Genomic DNA, 18,435 nt, shown 5'->3' with positions numbered 1-18,435 from the left:
ACTGAGGTCTTACTTAAAGATAACACAAAGATGATGTAACGTTTTGATAACAACACGTTTTGATCATAACGATAGGCAGAAGTAATCAAATGAAAGAACTGGTGATAGCTCAATAAGTTAAGTATGCATGTTTAGTGAAACCTGACAGGGCGTGAACAAAGTGCCCCTCCTTTCCTCCGGAGTTACGCTTCACAGGCAAAGTCATGCATCGGAGCAACCATCAGGATGCCCTCGCATGCATATCAACAACTCACTACCTGGGAAGAAAAACATGGCCGAAACCAAGATCAACACCCTTGCCAACGTGAAAGCATTGAGGGAAACAGAACCCGAATCAGAGGGGCAGGTAATTCTGTTGCGCGGTACTGCCGATCGTGTGCTTTTTTATGTTCATAAAGCAGATGACAACAGGCCTGATGACGGCACGCTAGTGGTAGTCACCAATACAGGTAAACACTGGTGCCTGGTAAGAGACGGTAATACGCTTCAACTTGCCTGGTTTAAGACCACGAATAACAACTGGGACAATGCGATGGATGCATTGCTCAGCCATGCTTCGACATTCAGTGGGAACGTAGCCAAAATCGTGTTTCCGCGTGGGACACTGAATTTTAAAAAACCAATCGTGCTGGATTACAAAAAAGACTGGTTTTTGGAGGGACAAGGTGGGCACGGCGCTTCAGGTACCGTACTTGATTTTAATATTCCTCGCAGCGCCGGTTACGGCGACTATGGGGCGATTCATTGCTGGGGCGAACCCTTCGGATTCCAGCAACTCACTCTACGTAGCCTGATGGTTCAAGGGATTGGTACCAGTATCGTTGACCCTGCACAAGATGAAAAAGGTCGAGCGTACTGCCACGGTGTTTATTGCCGCACCACTGCCACCCTGTGGGAAGATGTTGCTATACAAAATTTTCGAGGATCGGCGCTGTACCTCGACAATGCTTTCGATAACAACTTCAACCGCGTTTCCGTTTTTGCCTCTGGCCGCATGAAGGACGGTTACAGCTATACCAATCTTGAGGACGTCGCTAATCCGGATGCGACCGCTTACCCACCGTTATTGATCATGAGTACCCGCCCTGGCGATCAAAGTAATTTTAATCGCTTTTTTGACGGTTCTTTCGAGCTTAACAACGTTACACCATTTGTTGAAGTTCGTGGTGGCATCCAAATGCACTTTACGCGCATCCATGCGGAGCGTCCTGGCGGTAGTCTGGCTGAAGGCCATTGGCCATTAGGGACCTTTATCAAGGTAGGAGGCGAAGTTTGGTTAACCGAATGCGGCATTAGCAATTTCACGCGGGCGATTTCATATGGCCCATACGCCCAAATGGTGATCAACGGCTGTAACCGCCTTTCAGGCGATATTTACCCTTACGATACCACCACCATGGGTAATGGCCGTATCAAACTCGATAACACCATCTGCAGTGGCCTGTATATATCAGGTAATATTCAGGGGGATTATCAGATCAGCAACAGCGTACTGAATTACCTGAGAACAGTGGTGATGTCGGGTTCAACTTTGGTCACCAATAGCAGGATTAATGGTGATGTCACGGTCGCAGCTGCGGCTGGCGCGCCATTGGGGTCTGCCGGCGGGCTTAAGATTAGCAACAGTCAGATTACCGGTAGCTTGGTCGCAGGAGCGACAGCGCAGCGAGTCAGCATTGCAGGGTGCCATATTTTTGGCGATCTGACGCTACCAGGCGCCAACTGCAGCGCAGTGCATAACGTGGTGATCGGGCAAGAATCCATTGCGGCCACTGGCAATAACATCAGCATCGGCAAAACTTCTCCGGCCATTATTTATGTTGATAACAGCTATGCCGAAGTCAGCGGCCTCATTCAGAGGGGTACTGTGATTCTAAAACGAGAGGCGTTAGCAAACCAGTCACCAGGATGGATGTGTACATTCAGTGGTGCTAACGGCTCAGGATTGAAAGTGGCGGAATTAGCCGCTCTGGGTAAAGAAGTTTGATATGCAGGCCGCCCTCACTATCCGTAGGGCGGCCTATTTGTCCGGGGGAGTATGGTTCTACATATCGATAGTGCCGATGTTTGGACAATTTAAGCTACTATCGGCAGATATTTGTTGATGGTGACGGAATAATCTTTTAACTCAGGAGAGAACAGTGACATTTTTGGGATTCGTCAGTGAACGTGAGTGTCGGCGCTGGGAAGACGCTCCGCCCTATATTCCCGCCTTCAGCTTTCATGAAAAACATCAGTCAGCTCCCATTAATGCCACACCTGAAGCCATTATTCAGGCGGTGCTTGCGCTGGATATGGCCGAGGACCCGATCATCAGTCGGTTACTGATGCTGCGTCAGTTACCCATGAAGCTGCGCCAATGGTTCACCAACACCAAAAACACTACGCCGGCCGCTGCATTTGGTTTCGACACTTTTACCCTGCTGCATCAAAACACGAATGAGATTTCTCTTGGATTGGCCGGTCGTTTCTGGCGCCCGACCATGGGGGTGGCAAATCTGGCCAATGCGGAAGAGTTTGACCATTACAACGATCCCAATGCGGCTAAACTGGTGTTGCGCTTTAACGTCACGCAGGACAGTACCGGATGGGCAATGCTCAGTACGGAAACCTTTGTCTGGTGCCCTACGCCCCAGGTAAAAGCGCGTTTCGCCTGCTATTGGGGAGCCATTCGCCCGGCCAGCGGTTGGATAAGACGCCGCACTCTGCTTGCCGTGCAGCAGAAACTGGCAACGAGTGGAGGCTAACGAATAGAAGCCTGTACTGGCATTGTTCTGAGGGCGTTCAAGGGGGATATCAGAAGTGAACAAACCTGAAAAAGATAAAACAGGGAGGGGTAGGTTCCCCTCCTGTTATCAGCCATTAACCTGACGGCTTACTTTTCCGGCAGCTTGATGTCTTTAAACATTGCTTCAATCTCTTCGTTGGAACGCAGCGCAACGGCGCTATCGACCACGTCGCGCGTCAGATGCGGAGCGAAGCGCTGGATGAAATCGTACATATAACTGCGTAGGAAGGTGCTGCGGCGGAAACCGATTTTAGTGGTGCTGTAAGTGAAGATATCACGTGCATCCACCGTCACCAGGTCGGGATCCTGAACCGGATCCACAGCCATGCTGGCAATCACCCCTACGCCAAGACCCAGGCGCACGTAAGTTTTAATCACGTCGGCGTCGGTCGCAGTGAACACAATGCGTGGCGTCAGTCCGGCGCGGTTAAACGCGGTATCCAACTCGGAACGCCCCGTGAAACCGAAGGTATAGGTAACAATCGGGTAAGCCGCCAACTCTTCGATGGTGATGTGGCTTTTACCGGCTAATGGGTGATCGGGCTTTACTACCACCGCGCGATTCCAGTGGTAGCACGGCAGCATGATCAAATCGTCGTAGAGGTGCAACGCTTCAGTGGCGATGGCAAAGTCTGCGGTGCCTTTGGATACGGCTTCGGCGATTTGCGTCGGCGACCCCTGATGCATATGCAGCGAAACACGCGGATAACGCTCAATGAAACCTTTAATAACGTTAGGCAGCGCGTAACGTGCCTGGGTGTGGGTAGTGGCTACATAGAGTGAGCCTTTGTCCGGGTAGGTATGCTCGCCGGCGACGGCTTTGATGGCATCTACTTTGGACAGGACTTCACGGGCGATCCGGATAATTTCCAGGCCTGCCGGAGTCACCTGAGTCAGGTGCTTACCGCTACGGGCAAAAATCTGGATGCCCAGTTCATCTTCCAGCATCCGCACCTGCTTGCTGATACCGGGTTGTGAAGTGTAAAGCCCTTCTGCCGTCGAGGAGACATTCAGGTTGTGGTTAACCACTTCCACGATGTAACGAAGCTGCTGCAATTTCATATCTTATACCATCCTAGGTTAAACACTGCGTTGAGCCGCAGCCAGGTATATCGGTGTCGCCCCGGTATGCTGAAAAGTAACAAGCCATAAACACCGTGTTTCACCCAGACGCTGAAGAAACCGCCGTTGTTAATAAGCTTTAATCATAAAAAAACTTTTTATATAACCACTATATCACGCTACAGCTTCAAGTATAGATCCACGTCACACTGTGGTAACGATTATTTTGCATTGCTATCAAGGCGAAACCCTGGCCCCAGGAGGGAAAAAACAGTCAAGGATAGATCCGTTAGCCCTCTTTGACCAATAAAAAACCAGCCACATGGGCTGGTTTTTAATCTTGCATTCAGGCTGCAAATTTACTTTTTGCCTTCAACCCATTTGCCATCAATGTAGAAAGCGGACCAGCCAGTGGCTTTGCCGTCTTTCTCTGCAGAGACGTACTGCTGCTTGGTCTTGCGGCTGAAACGCACCAGCGTTTTGTTGCCTTCCGCATCTGCCACTGGCGCATCCGCCAGATAACGCAGTTTCTCAGGCAGACGGTCCTTAAAGCGAGCCAACTCTTCCACCAGCGGCGCACGGGTTTCGCGCGATTTAGGGAAGGTATTGGCCGCCAGGAACACACCGGCAGCGCCGTCACGCAGAACAAAGTAAGCGTCCGACTTTTCGCATGGCAGTTCCGGCAATGGAACCGGATCTTCCTTCGGTGGTGCAACATCACCATTGCGCAGGATCTTACGGGTATTTTTGCAACTCTCATTGGTGCAACCCATGTACTTACCGAAGCGCCCCATTTTCAGGTGCATTTCAGAACCACACTTATCGCACTCAACCACAGGGCCGTCGTACCCTTTCAGGCGGAACTCACCCTCTTCGATCTCATAGCCGTCACACGCTGGGTTATTACCGCATACGTGCAGCTTGCGCTGATTATCGATCAGATAGCTGTCCATTGCCGTGCCGCATTTCTGGCAGCGACGGCGGGCACGCAACGCGTTGGTTTCCGCGTCATCCCCTTCGAGAATGTTGAGCACTTCCGTTTCCGGCACCAGGTTAATGGTGGTTTTACAACGTTCCTTCGGCGGCAATGCATAGCCGGAGCAACCCAGGAAAACGCCGGTGCTGGCAGTACGGATACCCATCTTGCGACCGCAGGTTGGGCAATCGATACTGGTCATCACCATCTGATTCGGGCGCATTCCGCCTTCTTCCGGCTCTTTCTCCGCCGTTTCCAGCTGTTCGCTGAACTCGGCAAAGAACTCATCCAGCACCGCTTTCCACTCGGCCTGGTTGTTGGCTACCTGGTCCAGACCGTTTTCCATGCGTGCGGTGAAGTCATAGTTCATCAGCTCGCGGAAGTTTTCTTCCAGACGATCGGTAACTATCTCACCCATTTTCTCAGCGTAGAAGCGGCGGCTTTCGACGCGTACATAACCACGATCCTGAATGGTGGAAATGATCGAAGCGTAGGTTGAAGGACGCCCGATACCCCGTTTTTCCAACTCTTTTACCAATGACGCTTCGCTATAACGCGCTGGCGGCTTGGTAAAGTGCTGGCTTGGGATCAGCTTCTGCAGTTCCAGATCGCTACCTACTTCAACATACGGCAAGGTGCGGTCTTCATCACCCTTACGCAGAGCAGGCATCACTTTGGTCCAGCCATCGAAACGCAGCGTACGGCCTTTTGCGCGCAGCTGGTAATCAGCGGCTTTCACCGACAGCGTGGTGGAATCGTACTGCGCCGGTGTCATCTGACAGGCCACAAACTGGCGCCAAATCAGCTGATACAGTTTTTGCGCATCCGCTTCCATATCTTTCAACTGCTCGGCCAGCACGTTGACATCCGACGGACGGATGGCTTCGTGTGCTTCCTGCGAGTTTTCTTTGCTGCTGTACTGGTTCGGCGCTTTCGGCAGGTACTTGTCGCCGAAGTTGTCACCGATGTAACCACGCACCATCTCGAGCGCATCCTGGCTCAGGTTGGTGGAGTCGGTACGCATATAGGTGATGTGACCGGCTTCATACAGGCGCTGAGCCATCATCATGGTTTTCTTTACGCCAAAGCTCAGACGTGTGCTGGCCGCCTGCTGCAACGTAGAAGTAATATAAGGTGCACCCGGCTTGCTGCTGGTCGGCTTGTCTTCGCGATCCAGTACCGTATAACGGGCTTTTTCCAGCACGTTGAGTGCGGCGTGCGTCTGCTCACGGTTAACCGGTTTGAAGGGTTTGTCGTGGGCATGAGTTACTTCCATCTGCAGCGCGGTATCACCCTTCGCCAGCAGATCGGCGTGCAACTCCCAGTATTCTTCCGGCACGAAGGCTTTAATGTCGCGCTCACGCTCCACCACCAGTCGAACCGCAACGGATTGCACTCGCCCAGCGGACAAGCCACGGGCAATTTTTTTCCACAGCAGTGGCGAAACCATGTAACCCACGACGCGGTCCATAAAACGACGCGCCTGCTGTGCGTTGACACGGTCGATGTTCAACTCGCCGGGCTGTTTGAACGCATTTTGGATCGCGTTCTTGGTAATTTCGTTAAACACCACGCGGCTAAAGCGTTTGTCGTCACCACCGATAACTTCCCGCAGGTGCCAGGCAATGGCTTCCCCTTCGCGGTCAAGGTCGGTTGCGAGATAAATGTGGTCGGCGTTTTCCGCTAACGACTTTAACTCGGCAACCACTTTTTCTTTACCCGGCAGGATTTCGTAATGCGCTTTCCAGCCATGGTAAGGATCGACGCCCATACGATTTACCAGCGCCGTCGTTGGATCTTTTTTAACTTTCTTCTTGGCTTTGTCTTCGGTTGAGTCAGCGCTCTTTTTGCTGGCTGAGCCACTTGTCGGCAAATCACGGATATGACCGACGCTGGACTTCACCACGTAGTCATTACCTAAATATTTATTAATAGTTTTGGCTTTTGCCGGGGACTCAACTATTACGAGAGCTTTACCCATATTTACCTTTACCTAATTTTATTTCTTCTAAAAAGAAGTCTTTTATCTCGCCTTGCCGCAGCGATTCGTATCTCTTTTTTATATTGCGGCACTCTGGCAAGAGATCAACATGTTTTTTTCTATTGGCTGCTTAACTGCTCAACCTGAACACAAGTTGTTGATCCTGGCCGCTATTCACCCATGCCCCAGAAGTATGGCTGTGTGAAACTCATTTATGGCGTAAACAAAACCTTCCACCCGACGCCGCAAAATCCCACACTGTACCTGATAAAAAGCGTCACGCAACCTAATTAGCACGGAAAGGCAGATTTCGCCAATCGGCAGTTAGTGCTGGCCATCCAGACGGCAAATAAACCTTAGTCTGTTTGCGGATAAATGCGAACTGGCGTTAGAATATGTGCAGATTTTTTCATTGGAGTGTAATAAATGCGCACTGAAACCTCACCTATTGCCCGTGAAGCCCTGCTGGAAGAAGCAAATAATCTAATTCGCCAGCATGATGATTATCTGCAAGGTATGGTTGCCACCGATGTTGAACAAAAAGGCAGCGTTTTAGTTTTCCGCGGCGAATTCTTTTTGGATCCGGATGGATTGCCAACAATAAAAACTACCGCAGTATTTAATATGTTTAAACACTTGGCCCACGTGTTTTCTGAGAAATATCATTTAGTCGACTAAGCATTAAAAAGGGGGCCTTGGCCCCCTTGATGTTTAATCGTCCGGTTTAAAGCAGTGGCTTTTCACCACGCTGCCACCAGCGTAACAGCAGACGATCGACACTTTCTGCCGCACTGCCGGTAAAACGGTCCATCATGCGTTTACGACGCGCATAGCGCACCCCGACCACCTCGTGATTCTCCATTTCAGCGATCAGTAAGTCGTCACTGGTGCCAATAGCGTCAATCAGCCCTTTCTCTTTCGCCTGAGTACCGAACCAATGTTCACCGGTCGCCACGCTGTCGATATCCAGCGATGGACGTTGCTGATGCACAAACTGTTTAAACAGCTCATGCGTGTCGTTCAGATCTTCACGGAATTTCTCACGTCCCTGCTCGGTATTTTCACCAAACAGCGTCAACGTGCGTTTGAACTCGCCGGCGGTGTGTAGCTCTACATCAATATCATTCTTTTTCAGCAGGCGGTGGAAGTTGGGGATTTGCGCCACGACACCGATTGAGCCGATGATGGCAAAGGGAGCCGCAACAATGCGATCCGCCACGCAGGCCATCATATAGCCCCCGCTGGCCGCCACCTTGTCTACCGCTACCGTCAGGCGAATACCGCCGGTGCGCAAGCGTGCCAGTTGCGATGATGCCAGGCCGTAACCGTGTACCACCCCACCCGGACTTTCCAACCGCAGCAACACTTCGTCTTGCGGCGTCGCCACCGCCAGTACCGCCGAGATTTCTTCACGCAGTGAGGTCACCTCATGGGCATCCATGCTGCCTTTAAAATCCAGCACGTACAGGCAAGGTTTGGTAGCTTCAACCGCACCGGCTTTAGCACGCTGTTTCTTCAGTTTATCGTCTGCCTTGGTCTGTTTTTTAAACTGCTTGTTCCAGGCCTTTTGTTCCGCATCCCCCATGCGCGCCAGGCGCATATCACGTTGCATGTCGCGATATTGTTCACCGAGGTCAGTCAGCTGCAGTTCCCCTTTCTGGCGGTTCTTACGTTGCCCCAGGCTGACCGCCAGCAACGCCAGCGCGGCGATGGCAATGACTACCGTCGCGACTTTGGCCAAAAACAGGCCATAAACAGATATAAACTCCACAGATTCCGCCTTTATTAACAGGTTGTTAGTATGATCTCATTCATTCTAGCCAACCGACGCGGTGGCTGTCGCGGCTAAATAAAAATTCCTTGTGATACCTCTTTACTATGTGGGCGCACAGGGGCTTAACCAAGCCACTGCTGTTCCATTTTTGTTACAAAAGAATGCCGATTCTGCTGCCTAATCATTGAAAATACGATCCATTTAAGGCATATAACACGGATTATTCATCAACATGATGAGCCCAATTCGCTGTCGGGCCTGCATGCGGTCGAGCCTTAGCTCCTGTCATGGCCTCTCAACCCACTCCTCTCCCCGATGCAAGCGGGAGACCAGCCACCAAGGCGCGAGGAATTATTGTGCATTACCAACCTAAACAAGATTTGCTGGAAAAACGTATTATTTTGGTCACCGGCGCCGGTGATGGCATCGGTCGCGAAGCGGCACTCACTTACGCCAAATTCGGCGCGCAACTGGTGCTGTTAGGCCGAACCGAAAGTAAACTGCAGGCGGTGCAAGCCGAAATCGCCAGACTCAGCAGTGCGCCAACCTACATCATCACGCTGGATCTGCTGCATACCACTCAGGAACAATGCCAACAGGTGGCCGATGAATTGGCTACCCATGTCCCGCGTCTCGACGGTGTGCTGCATAATGCCGGGCTACTGGGCGATATCGCCCCAATGGCCGAGCTGTCGATGGAGATGTGGAACGAGGTAATGCAGGTAAACGTCAACGCGACTTTTATGCTCACCCAGGCACTGTTGCCACTGCTATTGAAATCCAATGCAGGCTCGCTGGTATTTACCAGCTCCAGCGTCGGCCGTAGCGGGCGGGCTAACTGGGGTGCCTATGCGGTGTCAAAATTCGCCACTGAAGGCATGATGCAGGTGTTGGCCGATGAATATAAAAGTCGCAATCTTCGGGTAAATTGCATCAATCCTGGTGGAACACGCACTCAAATGCGCGCAACCGCCTTCCCGCACGAAGACAAGAATAAACTGAAAACCCCGGCTGATATTATGCCGCTTTACCTCTATCTGATGGGTGATGACAGCCGCCGTAAAACCGGCATGAGCTTCGACGCCCAGCCAAACCGTAAACCCGGCGCCGCCGAATAAAAGGGGCTTTACCATGGCTGAAGATCGCCACCAACAACGTCAGCAACGCCTGAAAGAACAGGTCGATGCCCGTATCGCTGCCGCCCAGGACGCCCGGGGTTTGCTGCTGGTATTTACCGGTAACGGCAAAGGGAAAACCACCGCAGCATTTGGCACCGTTACCCGCGCAGTCGGCCATGGCATGAAAGCCGCCGTTATTCAGTTCATTAAGGGTGAATGGCCGAACGGGGAAAAAAACCTGTTACAGCAACATGGCGTTGAATTTCAGGTGATGGCTACCGGTTTTACCTGGGAAACCCAGGATAAAGCCAGCGATACCGCTGCTTGCCAGGCCGTATGGCAACACGGCAAGCGTATGCTGGCCGACAGCAGCCTGGATCTGGTGCTGCTGGACGAACTGACCTATATGGTCAGCTACGGCTATCTTGCGTTGGAGGAACTGCTGGAGGCGTTACAACAACGTCCCGCGCACCAAACGGTGATTATCACCGGACGGGGATGCCATCGGGATCTGTTGGAAATGGCGGACACGGTCACGGAAATGCGGCCGGTGAAACATGCGTTTGACGCAGGTATCAAGGCACAACAGGGAATTGACTGGTAACAGAAAGAAAACGCCGCAGCCCGAAGAAGCTGCGGCGTGATGATTAACTGCGCTTGCTGGGTTTGTTGCCTGGCTTGTTGCCAGGCTTGCTGCCTGCAGTGCTGCGGCGACCGCTGCCGGCAACCTGAGTATGGCGCTTGACGGCGCGGCGGATCTGATTGGCTTTCACGCGGCGACGTTCGCGCTCAATCGGCATCTTGCTAACGGTTTCCGGCTTCAACTCAACCAGTTCACGCAGATAGTTAATCGCCGGCAAATCCAGTTCAGTCCAGCCACCACGCGGCAGGCCTTTCGGCAGATCGATATCGCCGTAGCGTACGCGGATCAGGCGACTAACCTGAACGCCAACCGCTTCCCAAAGACGACGAACCTCGCGGTTTCGCCCTTCGGTCAGGGTTACGTTGTACCACTGATTGATACCTTCGCCACCCTGGAAGCTGATAGTGCGGAAAGCGGCCGGACCGTCTTCCAACTGAACGCCCTTGCTCAGTTGCTTGATTTTTTCGTCATCAATCTGACCAAATACGCGCACCGCATATTCACGTTCGACTTCACGGCTTGGGTGCATCAGGCGGTTCGCCAGCTCACCGTCGGTGGTGAACAGCAGCAAGCCGGAGGTATTGACATCCAGACGCCCTACCGCCACCCAGCGTGAGCCACGCAGCTTAGGCAGGCGATCAAACACCGTCGGGCGGCCTTCAGGATCGCTACGGGTGCAGAGTTCACCTTCCGGCTTGTAATACGCCAGCACACGGCAAACTTCTTCCTCGGATTCTTTAATCGAAACAACGTGGCCATCCAAACGGATTTTCATTGAAGCGGTCACTTCAACACGATCACCCAGTTTGGCGACTTTACCGTCGACGCTAACGCGGCCGGCTTCAATAATGGTTTCGATTTCACGACGCGAGCCATGGCCAGCGCGCGCTAAAACTTTCTGTAACTTCTCGCTCATTGAGCAACCTCTAGTGTCGCCTTCACAGGCGTCGGATATAATAGCTTTATCAACCAGTTACGCTAAAAACACAGTAACTCGCCGGATTGTAAAACTTTTGCGACCAACTACGGCCAAAAACACCGCAGTAAACGCTCAGGGGTCACATATATTACACGAATTTTACGCCGATAGATTCTAATAAATCTGCCCTCTCCACTGCAACGGCCGCAATTAAACTTTACCTCAGGATTAATCCACCGCGCCCTATGGCTGAACCCCGCCTAATGCCTGCTGCGTCTGCTCAAGGAACCAGCTTATCGCAGTTGATTTCAGGCTGCGCGCATGCCAGTGCAGCGTGACGTCGAAGGCCGGAACCTCGAAGGGCAGCGCCAGCATTTTCAGCGGCCGTTGCAGGCGCATCTCACAAAAATGTTTTGCAATTTGCGAAGGGAGGATCACCAGCAGCTCAGAGCCGGGAATAATTTTAGGCAACACCGAAAAATGCGGTAATCGCAGACGAATTCTGCGCTTGACCACCAACTTTTGCAGCACGTCTTCTGCCATGCCATGGCCTGAGGTTCTCGTCACCACTACGTGTGATTCAGCTAGAAATTGATCCATGCTCATCGACGAGCCTATTCGCGGGTGCGCGGCGTCCAGCAGGCACACGTAATGCTCGTTAATCAGGGTATTTTGGCCAATGCCGGTAAGATCAAGCGCACGGCTGCAGATGGCCGCATCGATATGGCCGTCGGTCAGCCAAATCCCTGCCTGGTCAATCTCCAGCGGAACTATCTCCAACGCTATACCTGGTGCTGATTCATTTAGCCTTTCCAGTAGGCGAGGCAACAGCGCCATTTCCCCCAAATCCGACAGCGCGAGCCGAAAATGCCGCGATGAATGTTTGGCATCGAATTTTCGCGCCTCCGAAACCGTCAGATCGATACAGCGGGAGGCCTCTTTGAAGCCAGAATACAGCTGCACCGCCAGCCTGGTCGGCTGCATGCCACGGCTGTTACGCACAAATAATGCATCATCAAACTGCACTCTGAGCTTGCCCAACGCGTAGCTAACAGAGGGCTGAGTGACGAAAAGCCTTTCGGCAGTGAGGGTCACGCTTTGCGTTTCGTAGAGGGTGACAAAGGTGGTGATGAGGTTTAAATCAAAATGGGTCATCTCACACACCTCAGAAAATAGATTGTATCTATGTGAAGCCCATAAAATAGTGATTTGATCGATTTTGCAATAATTTTTACAGTGGGGTTATTCTTCCATGCGACGGAAATATTACGATGGAATCCATCCGCTCAGCTACTTACGCCCTGCTACGCCAACATGGTATCACCACGCTGTTCGGCAACCCCGGCTCTAATGAATTACCCTTTTTAACCGGCTTCCCGGAAGATTTTCAATACATCCTGGGCTTGCATGAAGGCGCCGTGGTCGGCATGGCAGATGGCTATGCACAGGCCAGCGGTAAAGTGGGTTTGGTTAACCTGCATGCGGCTGCCGGTACCGGCAATAGCATGGGTGCACTGACCAACTCCTGCTATTCGCACAGCCCGTTGGTCATAACTGCGGGCCAGCAGGTGCGCCAGATGATTGGCATTGAACCCATGCTGACCAACGTCGACGCGGCCCAGCTTCCCAAACCCCTGGTCAAATGGAGCTACGAGCCAGCAACCGCAGCGGATGTCCCACGGGCGTTCAGCCAGGCAATTCACCTCGCCAATAGCGAACCGAAGGCCCCGGTTTATCTGTCGATCCCCTATGACGATTGGGATAAGCCGGCCGGCCAGGAGGTTCGGCACCTGTTCGCGCGCCAGGTGCAAACCGCCGGTACGCCAAGCGTCGATCAGCTGGCGGCGCTAATCAGGCAGCTCAACGAGGCGATTAACCCGGTGCTGGTATTGGGGCCGGATGTAGACGCCACAGGGGCAAACGCCTCTGCGGTGGCATTAGCCGAACGGCTGCGTTTGCCGGTATGGCTCGCCCCATCGCCTTCCCGCAGCCCTTTCCCCACCAATCATCCTTGTTTTCAAGGGGTATTGCCTGCGGCCATCGCAGGGGTGAGCCAGACATTGTCAGGGCACGATCTCATCCTGGTCGTCGGCGCTCCGGTATTCCGTTACCATCAGTTCGTACCGGGCGAATATCTGCCGGCCGGTGCCAGCTTGCTGCATATCACTTCCGATCCCCAAGAGGCAGCCCGGGCCCCTATGGGGAATGCACTGGTGGGAAATCTGGCAGAGATCCTCAAGCTGTTAGCCTCTGGCGTCAGCCAGCGTCATCATGTTTATCCAGTTCGATTGCCGCCAGCCGACGTCTCCACCGACCAACCGCATCAACTGCAGCCTGAATCACTGTTTGATACCATCGACGCCCTGGCTCCGGCAGATGCCATCTATGTGAAGGAGTCCACCTCCACCACCCAGGCCTTTTGGCACCGGATCACTCTGCGTCACCCCGGTAGCTACTATTTTCCAGCGGCGGGCGGACTTGGATTCGGCCTCCCTGCTGCCATCGGCGTACAGCTCGCCCAACCTTCCCGCAGGGTCATTGCGTTGATCGGTGACGGTTCGGCCAATTACGGCATCACCGCGCTGTGGACCGCGGCCCGCTACCGCATTCCCGTGATATTCATCATTCTCAAAAATGGCACCTACGGCGCGCTGCGGTGGTTTACCGGGGTATTGGGCACCGGTGAGGTGCCGGGGCTGGATATTGGCGGGATTGATTTCTGCGCCATCGCCAGGGGTTATGGCGTGAACGCCATCCATGCCGATAGCCGCTCAGCCTTCGAAGCCGCTTTCATTGCCGCGCTGGATTCAAACGAACCAGTGCTCATCGAAGTACCGACAACCACCATCGAACCCGTTTGAATTCCGGCGAACAGTTAAACCACTCAGGCATACCCACCTCCGCCAATGGGGCGACGACGTCAAGGAAGAAAGAAAATTAAATAACAATAAGAGGCATTGCCATGACAAAGCTGCACGCAGTAGAGATCTCGGTTGCCGTTCCGATCGGACGTTTTCATTACGGACTGTTGTTTTGGTGCTCACTTATCATGCTGTTTGATGGGTACGATTTAGTCGTTTACGGCTCGGTGATCCCCCTGTTGATGGAGCAATGGTCGCTGACGCACATCCAGGCTGGCTGGATGGGCAGCGCAGCGTTATTCGGCATGATGTTTGGCGCCGTGGCCATTGCGCCGCTTGCCGATCGGGTTGGCCGTCGCAAAGTCATCCTGGGTGCCATGACGCTGACCAGCCTGAGTGTCTTTGCCAATGCCTTCGCCGGCGAGCCACTGAGCTTCACCTTTTTACGCTTCATGACCGGGGTCGGGCTGGGGGGCGCGGTACCCAACATCGTCTCGCTAATGAGCGAGCTTGCCCCACGCGCGCGCCGTAACCGGCTAATCACTATCATGCTAAGTTGTTACTCCATCGGTGCAATGCTCTCGGCGCTGATGGCGATAGTGGTCATTCCCGCCCTGGGTTGGCACACGCTGTTTCTGATTGGCGGGCTGCTGCTGCTTTTTCTGCCCTCGATGTACCGTTATTTGCCCGAATCCTTGCCCTTCCTGGTTGGCCGGGACAACGGTGCAGCGGTACGGCTGTTAAAACGCATCGCCCCACAGGAAGATACCGCAAACATCCTCTTTGAAAAGCAATCTACCGCCGAGTCATCTCCCGCATTCGCACTGTTGTTCAAAGACGGTCGCGGCGCAGGCACCCTGTTTATCTGGCTGGGTTTCGGCATGTGTATGCTGCTGGTTTATGGGCTGAACACCTGGCTGCCTAAAATCATGGTCAACGGCGGTTATCCCTTGGGATCGAGCCTGATGTTTTTAGTCACCCTGAACGTTGGCGCCACTCTGGGTGCCCTGGGCGGCGGCTGGCTGGCCGACCGCTTTGGCAGTAAATCCACGCTGGTGTTGTTCTTTGTGCTGGCGGCGCTCTCGCTTAGCGCCCTGGGCACTAAACCGGGGCCAGTGCTGCTCAACGCCATGCTGTTGATAGCCGGTGCAACCACCATTGGCACCCTGGCGGTAATCCACGCCTTTGCCGCCCAATATTATCCAAGTGAAATCCGGTCCACCGCCGTCGGCTGGTGCTCGGCGATCGGCCGCTTTGGTGGCGTGGCCGGCCCGGCTTTAGGCGGCCTGATGCTGAGCCTGAATTTATCTTTCCAACTCAATTTCATTTTCTGCTCCCTGCCTGCGCTGATCGCCATATTCGCGGTGGCAATGGTTAAGCGCAGAGAACCTGAATAATTAGGAGATAGTAGAATGAACTCAACCCAAGCTGCGCCCTATGCCAATTTGCACCTGATGCCGATTGCCGGCGAGTGGCGTAACGGCAGTTCCGGCCAATCAATGCAGGTCGCCAATCCCTACAATGCTGAAGTGCTGCTGGAAATTGTTCAGGCTGACCAACAGGATCTGGATCAGTCCTATCAGGGCGCCAGCCAAGCTCAGGTTCAGTGGGCAAGCACCGGGCCAGCCCAACGCACTGCCGTGCTGCTACGGGCAGTGCAAATATTCGACGAACGCCAGGATGAGATCGTCGAATGGCTGATTAGGGAATCTGGCAGTACCAGGATCAAGGCCCGGATCGAATGGGCGGCCGCCCGCAGCATTACGCTAGAATCGGCTTCCTTCCCAACCCGAGTTCATGGGCGCATTCTGCCTTCGAATATCCCGGGGAAGGAGAATCGCGTCTACCGTGAGCCGTTGGGGGTTATCGGCGTGATTAGCCCGTGGAACTTCCCTTTTCACCTGACGCTACGTTCCGTCGCACCGGCGCTGGCCCTGGGTAATGCCGTGGTGATCAAACCCGCCAGCGACACGCCGGTCACCGGCGGCCTGTTGGTGGCGCGGATTTTCGAAGAAGCGGGCCTGCCCGCTGGCGTGATAAGCGTGCTGGTAGGCGCCGGAAAGCAAATTGGCGATGCTTTTGTTGACCATCCGATCCCTAAATTTATCTCATTTACCGGTTCAACTTCGGTTGGCATGAATATTGGTCGCACAGCCTATGGCGGAAAGCATCTCAAGCATATTGCCCTGGAACTGGGGGGGAACAGCCCGTTCGTGGTGTTGGCCGATGCCGATCTTGAACAAGCGGTCGCTGCCGCCATAATGGGCAAATTTTTGCATCAGGGGCAAATCTGCATGGCGATCAACCGCATTATCGTCGAAGAGGCCCTCTATGACCGCTTCGTCGCACGTTATGTGGAACAGGTAAAGCGGTTAAAAATAGGCGATCCCAACGCGGTGGACACCGTTATTGGCCCGATCATCAATCAAAAGCAGCTTGAGGCGCTGCTGGAAAAAATATCTCTCGCCAAAAAACAGGGGGCAACAGCCCTGGTAGAGGGCCAGCCCCACGGCCTACTGCTGCCCCCTCACGTTTTCACGGATGTCACGGCGGACATGGCTATCGCACGTGAAGAGATCTTCGGCCCACTGGTTGGCATTCTGCGCGCGCGTGACGCAGAGCATTCCCTGGCGCTGGCTAATGACAGTGAATTTGGTCTGTCCAGCTCGGTGTTCACCGGTGACCTCGAGCGGGGGGTTCGTTTTGCGCGGAAGATCAACACCGGCATGACGCACGTGAACGATATTCCCGTTAACGATGAAGCCCATGCCCCGTTTGGCGGCGAGAAAAACTCCGGGCTCGGGCGTTTCAACGGCGAGTGGGCCATCGACACCTTCACGCGCGATCATTGGATCAGCGTTCAATTGACGCCTCGCGTCTACCTCGGTGGGTGAGCAACATGCGCATAGGCATTGTGGGTGCAGGCGCCATGGGCGGTTTTTTCGGGGCCCGTCTGCTGCAGGCTGGCCAAGATGTTTCGTTCATCGACGTCTCGGAAACTACCCTCCAGGCTATTCGGAGCCAGGGGTTAAGGCTCGTCACGCCAACGGAAAACATCAGGCTATGGCCAATTATCGACCAGGCCAGCGCCTATACCGATCCCTTTGACCTGCTGTTGATATTTACCAAGGGATTCCATACCGCAGCGGCCATCGCCGGCGTTCGGCATTTGCTCTCGCCTCTGACCTGGGTGATGTCGGTGCAAAATGGTTTAGGGAATATCGAGGCCATCGCCGGAGTCGTACAGCCGGATCGCATCATTGTGGGCGTAACGAATTTCCCTGCTGATTTGCGCGCGCCTGGGTTGGTGCATAGCGCAGGCCATGGCCATGTACGGATCTGGTGCCATCAGGGCCAGGCTTCATCGGCTGTCGCCGAAATAGCAACGATGTTCGATAACGCCGGGCTAAGCTGTATCGCGGATCCGCATGTCCAAGAGGCCATTTGGGAGAAACTCGCCTTTAACGTGGCGTTGAATTCAATCTGTGCCGTAACGGGCCTGCCCGTCGGAGCCTTGACGGCCGATAACCGGGCCGTGGCGCTGGTTGGTGAGGTCGTGGACGAAGTAACCGCCGTGGCGCAAGCGCACGGGTTGCATCTGAACAAGGCGCGGATCAATGCCGCGATTGCACAGGCATGTGCTTCTCACGGCGATCATAAACCGTCCATGCTGCAGGATTTGGAAAGTGGGAGCCGAACCGAAAACGATCTTATAGCCGGTGCGGTGGTTGCATATGCCGCACGTAGCGCAACGGCAACCCCAGTGACAAACTGCCTTTATTCCTTAGTGCGACTGGTTGAGCGGCGCGCGACAGTACCCGACTAAATCGGTAACGGCGTTAATGCCGTTCGCAAGGGTAAGCGGCGGTTAACGCCAGCATAATCACCGAAGGTGCTGAATAGTGCAGTTGTTCCGGGTGTTCATTTAAATACTGCATGACCGCATCTGATGCCATCCCCACGCTCATACCGGCATCCGGGCAAATATTGCGGTTGCCTTGCATCGAAAAGGTATCGAACACCCCTGCCACATAGCCCATAAACAAGCCGCCATCGAGCGCTTCGGCAACGGTGGCTGCCCCGTCTTTATTTTTCACATAGCCGCTGGTCTCAGACAGCAAGGCGCTGCCAGAATAAAAACCTGCACTGGCCGCAGAGGAAAATAATATGGCCGCTAAAAGAGAAACCCGCTTAATCATCGCTGTGCATCCTGCCTGATTATCAATTTTTGATACTGTAGAATAGCGGCTTTAACCCTAAATAACGCTGTCTCAGCCACTTTTCAGAAAATGAGCAAAAATTCTGGCATTGAA

General features: G+C 53.7%; 15 protein-coding genes. 9 read left to right on the top strand and 6 right to left on the bottom strand.

All coding sequences use genetic code 11. The annotated features are described in order from the left end of the window. The first annotated feature begins 235 nt into the window (after positions 1-235). Positions 236-1,987: a hypothetical protein gene (locus OCH02_RS04420; protein WP_261430055.1), complete on the top strand. Its 1,752-nt coding sequence runs from the start codon at positions 236-238 to the stop codon at positions 1,985-1,987. Positions 1,988-2,141: 154 nt separating this feature from the next. Beyond that, on the top strand, positions 2,142-2,747 hold the full coding sequence (locus tag OCH02_RS04415; protein WP_261430053.1) for a hypothetical protein: 606 nt from the start codon (positions 2,142-2,144) through the stop codon (positions 2,745-2,747). A 128-nt stretch (positions 2,748-2,875) separates the two neighbouring features. On the opposite strand, the gene cysB is transcribed toward OCH02_RS04415, so the two are convergent. Continuing rightward, complete coding sequence (cysB, locus tag OCH02_RS04410) at positions 2,876-3,850, bottom strand: HTH-type transcriptional regulator CysB (RefSeq protein WP_012145383.1); 975 nt, start codon at positions 3,848-3,850, stop codon at positions 2,876-2,878. Positions 3,851-4,209: 359 nt separating this feature from the next. Beyond that, on the bottom strand, positions 4,210-6,807 hold the full coding sequence (gene topA, locus OCH02_RS04405) for a type I DNA topoisomerase (protein WP_012145384.1): 2,598 nt from the start codon (positions 6,805-6,807) through the stop codon (positions 4,210-4,212). 426 nt (positions 6,808-7,233) lie between these two features. On the opposite strand from topA, the gene OCH02_RS04400 reads away from it, so the two are divergent. Beyond that, complete coding sequence (locus OCH02_RS04400; protein ID WP_261430052.1) at positions 7,234-7,485, top strand: YciN family protein; 252 nt, start codon at positions 7,234-7,236, stop codon at positions 7,483-7,485. 46 nt (positions 7,486-7,531) lie between these two features. On the opposite strand, the gene sohB is transcribed toward OCH02_RS04400, so the two are convergent. After that, a complete protein-coding gene (gene sohB / locus OCH02_RS04395; RefSeq protein WP_012145386.1) occupies positions 7,532-8,578 on the bottom strand; it encodes a protease SohB in 1,047 nt (348 codons plus the stop codon). Positions 8,579-8,937: 359 nt separating this feature from the next. Between sohB and OCH02_RS04390 the strand changes: the two genes are divergently transcribed. Continuing rightward, positions 8,938-9,699, top strand: a complete 762-nt coding sequence (locus OCH02_RS04390; protein WP_261430050.1) for a YciK family oxidoreductase — start codon at positions 8,938-8,940, stop codon at positions 9,697-9,699. A 13-nt stretch (positions 9,700-9,712) separates the two neighbouring features. Beyond that, entirely contained in the window at positions 9,713-10,303 is a 591-nt protein-coding gene (gene cobO / locus OCH02_RS04385; protein WP_261430048.1) for a cob(I)yrinic acid a,c-diamide adenosyltransferase, read from the top strand. 43 nt (positions 10,304-10,346) lie between these two features. Here the strand turns inward: cobO and rluB are convergent, their stop codons facing one another. Together rluB and OCH02_RS04375 are read right to left on the bottom strand one after the other, a co-directional pair. Next, a complete protein-coding gene (rluB, locus tag OCH02_RS04380; RefSeq protein ID WP_261430047.1) occupies positions 10,347-11,258 on the bottom strand; it encodes a 23S rRNA pseudouridine(2605) synthase RluB in 912 nt (303 codons plus the stop codon). 246 nt (positions 11,259-11,504) lie between these two features. Next, positions 11,505-12,416, bottom strand: coding sequence for a LysR family transcriptional regulator (locus tag OCH02_RS04375; protein WP_261430046.1), 912 nt, complete (start codon positions 12,414-12,416; stop codon positions 11,505-11,507). Between the two features lie 116 nt (positions 12,417-12,532). Between OCH02_RS04375 and mdlC the strand changes: the two genes are divergently transcribed. The 4 genes from mdlC to OCH02_RS04355 all read left to right on the top strand — a co-directional run bounded on the left by mdlC (position 12,533) and on the right by OCH02_RS04355 (position 17,948). Next, a complete protein-coding gene (gene mdlC / locus OCH02_RS04370; protein ID WP_261430045.1) occupies positions 12,533-14,122 on the top strand; it encodes a benzoylformate decarboxylase in 1,590 nt (529 codons plus the stop codon). A 101-nt stretch (positions 14,123-14,223) separates the two neighbouring features. After that, a complete protein-coding gene (locus tag OCH02_RS04365) occupies positions 14,224-15,519 on the top strand; it encodes an MFS transporter (protein WP_261430044.1) in 1,296 nt (431 codons plus the stop codon). Positions 15,520-15,534: 15 nt separating this feature from the next. Then, on the top strand, positions 15,535-17,016 hold the full coding sequence (locus OCH02_RS04360) for an aldehyde dehydrogenase family protein (protein ID WP_261430043.1): 1,482 nt from the start codon (positions 15,535-15,537) through the stop codon (positions 17,014-17,016). Between the two features lie 5 nt (positions 17,017-17,021). Next, on the top strand, positions 17,022-17,948 hold the full coding sequence (locus OCH02_RS04355) for a ketopantoate reductase family protein (protein ID WP_261430042.1): 927 nt from the start codon (positions 17,022-17,024) through the stop codon (positions 17,946-17,948). Positions 17,949-17,961: 13 nt separating this feature from the next. Here the strand turns inward: OCH02_RS04355 and OCH02_RS04350 are convergent, their stop codons facing one another. Further along, entirely contained in the window at positions 17,962-18,321 is a 360-nt protein-coding gene (locus OCH02_RS04350; protein WP_261430040.1) for a Rap1a/Tai family immunity protein, read from the bottom strand. Positions 18,322-18,435 lie beyond the last annotated feature (114 nt).

The sequence above is a fragment of the Serratia quinivorans genome (assembly GCF_946227985.1).
GTDB classification, from domain to species: Bacteria; Pseudomonadota; Gammaproteobacteria; order Enterobacterales; family Enterobacteriaceae; genus Serratia; species Serratia quinivorans_A.
This window is presented reverse-complemented; position numbering and strand designations above follow the sequence as displayed.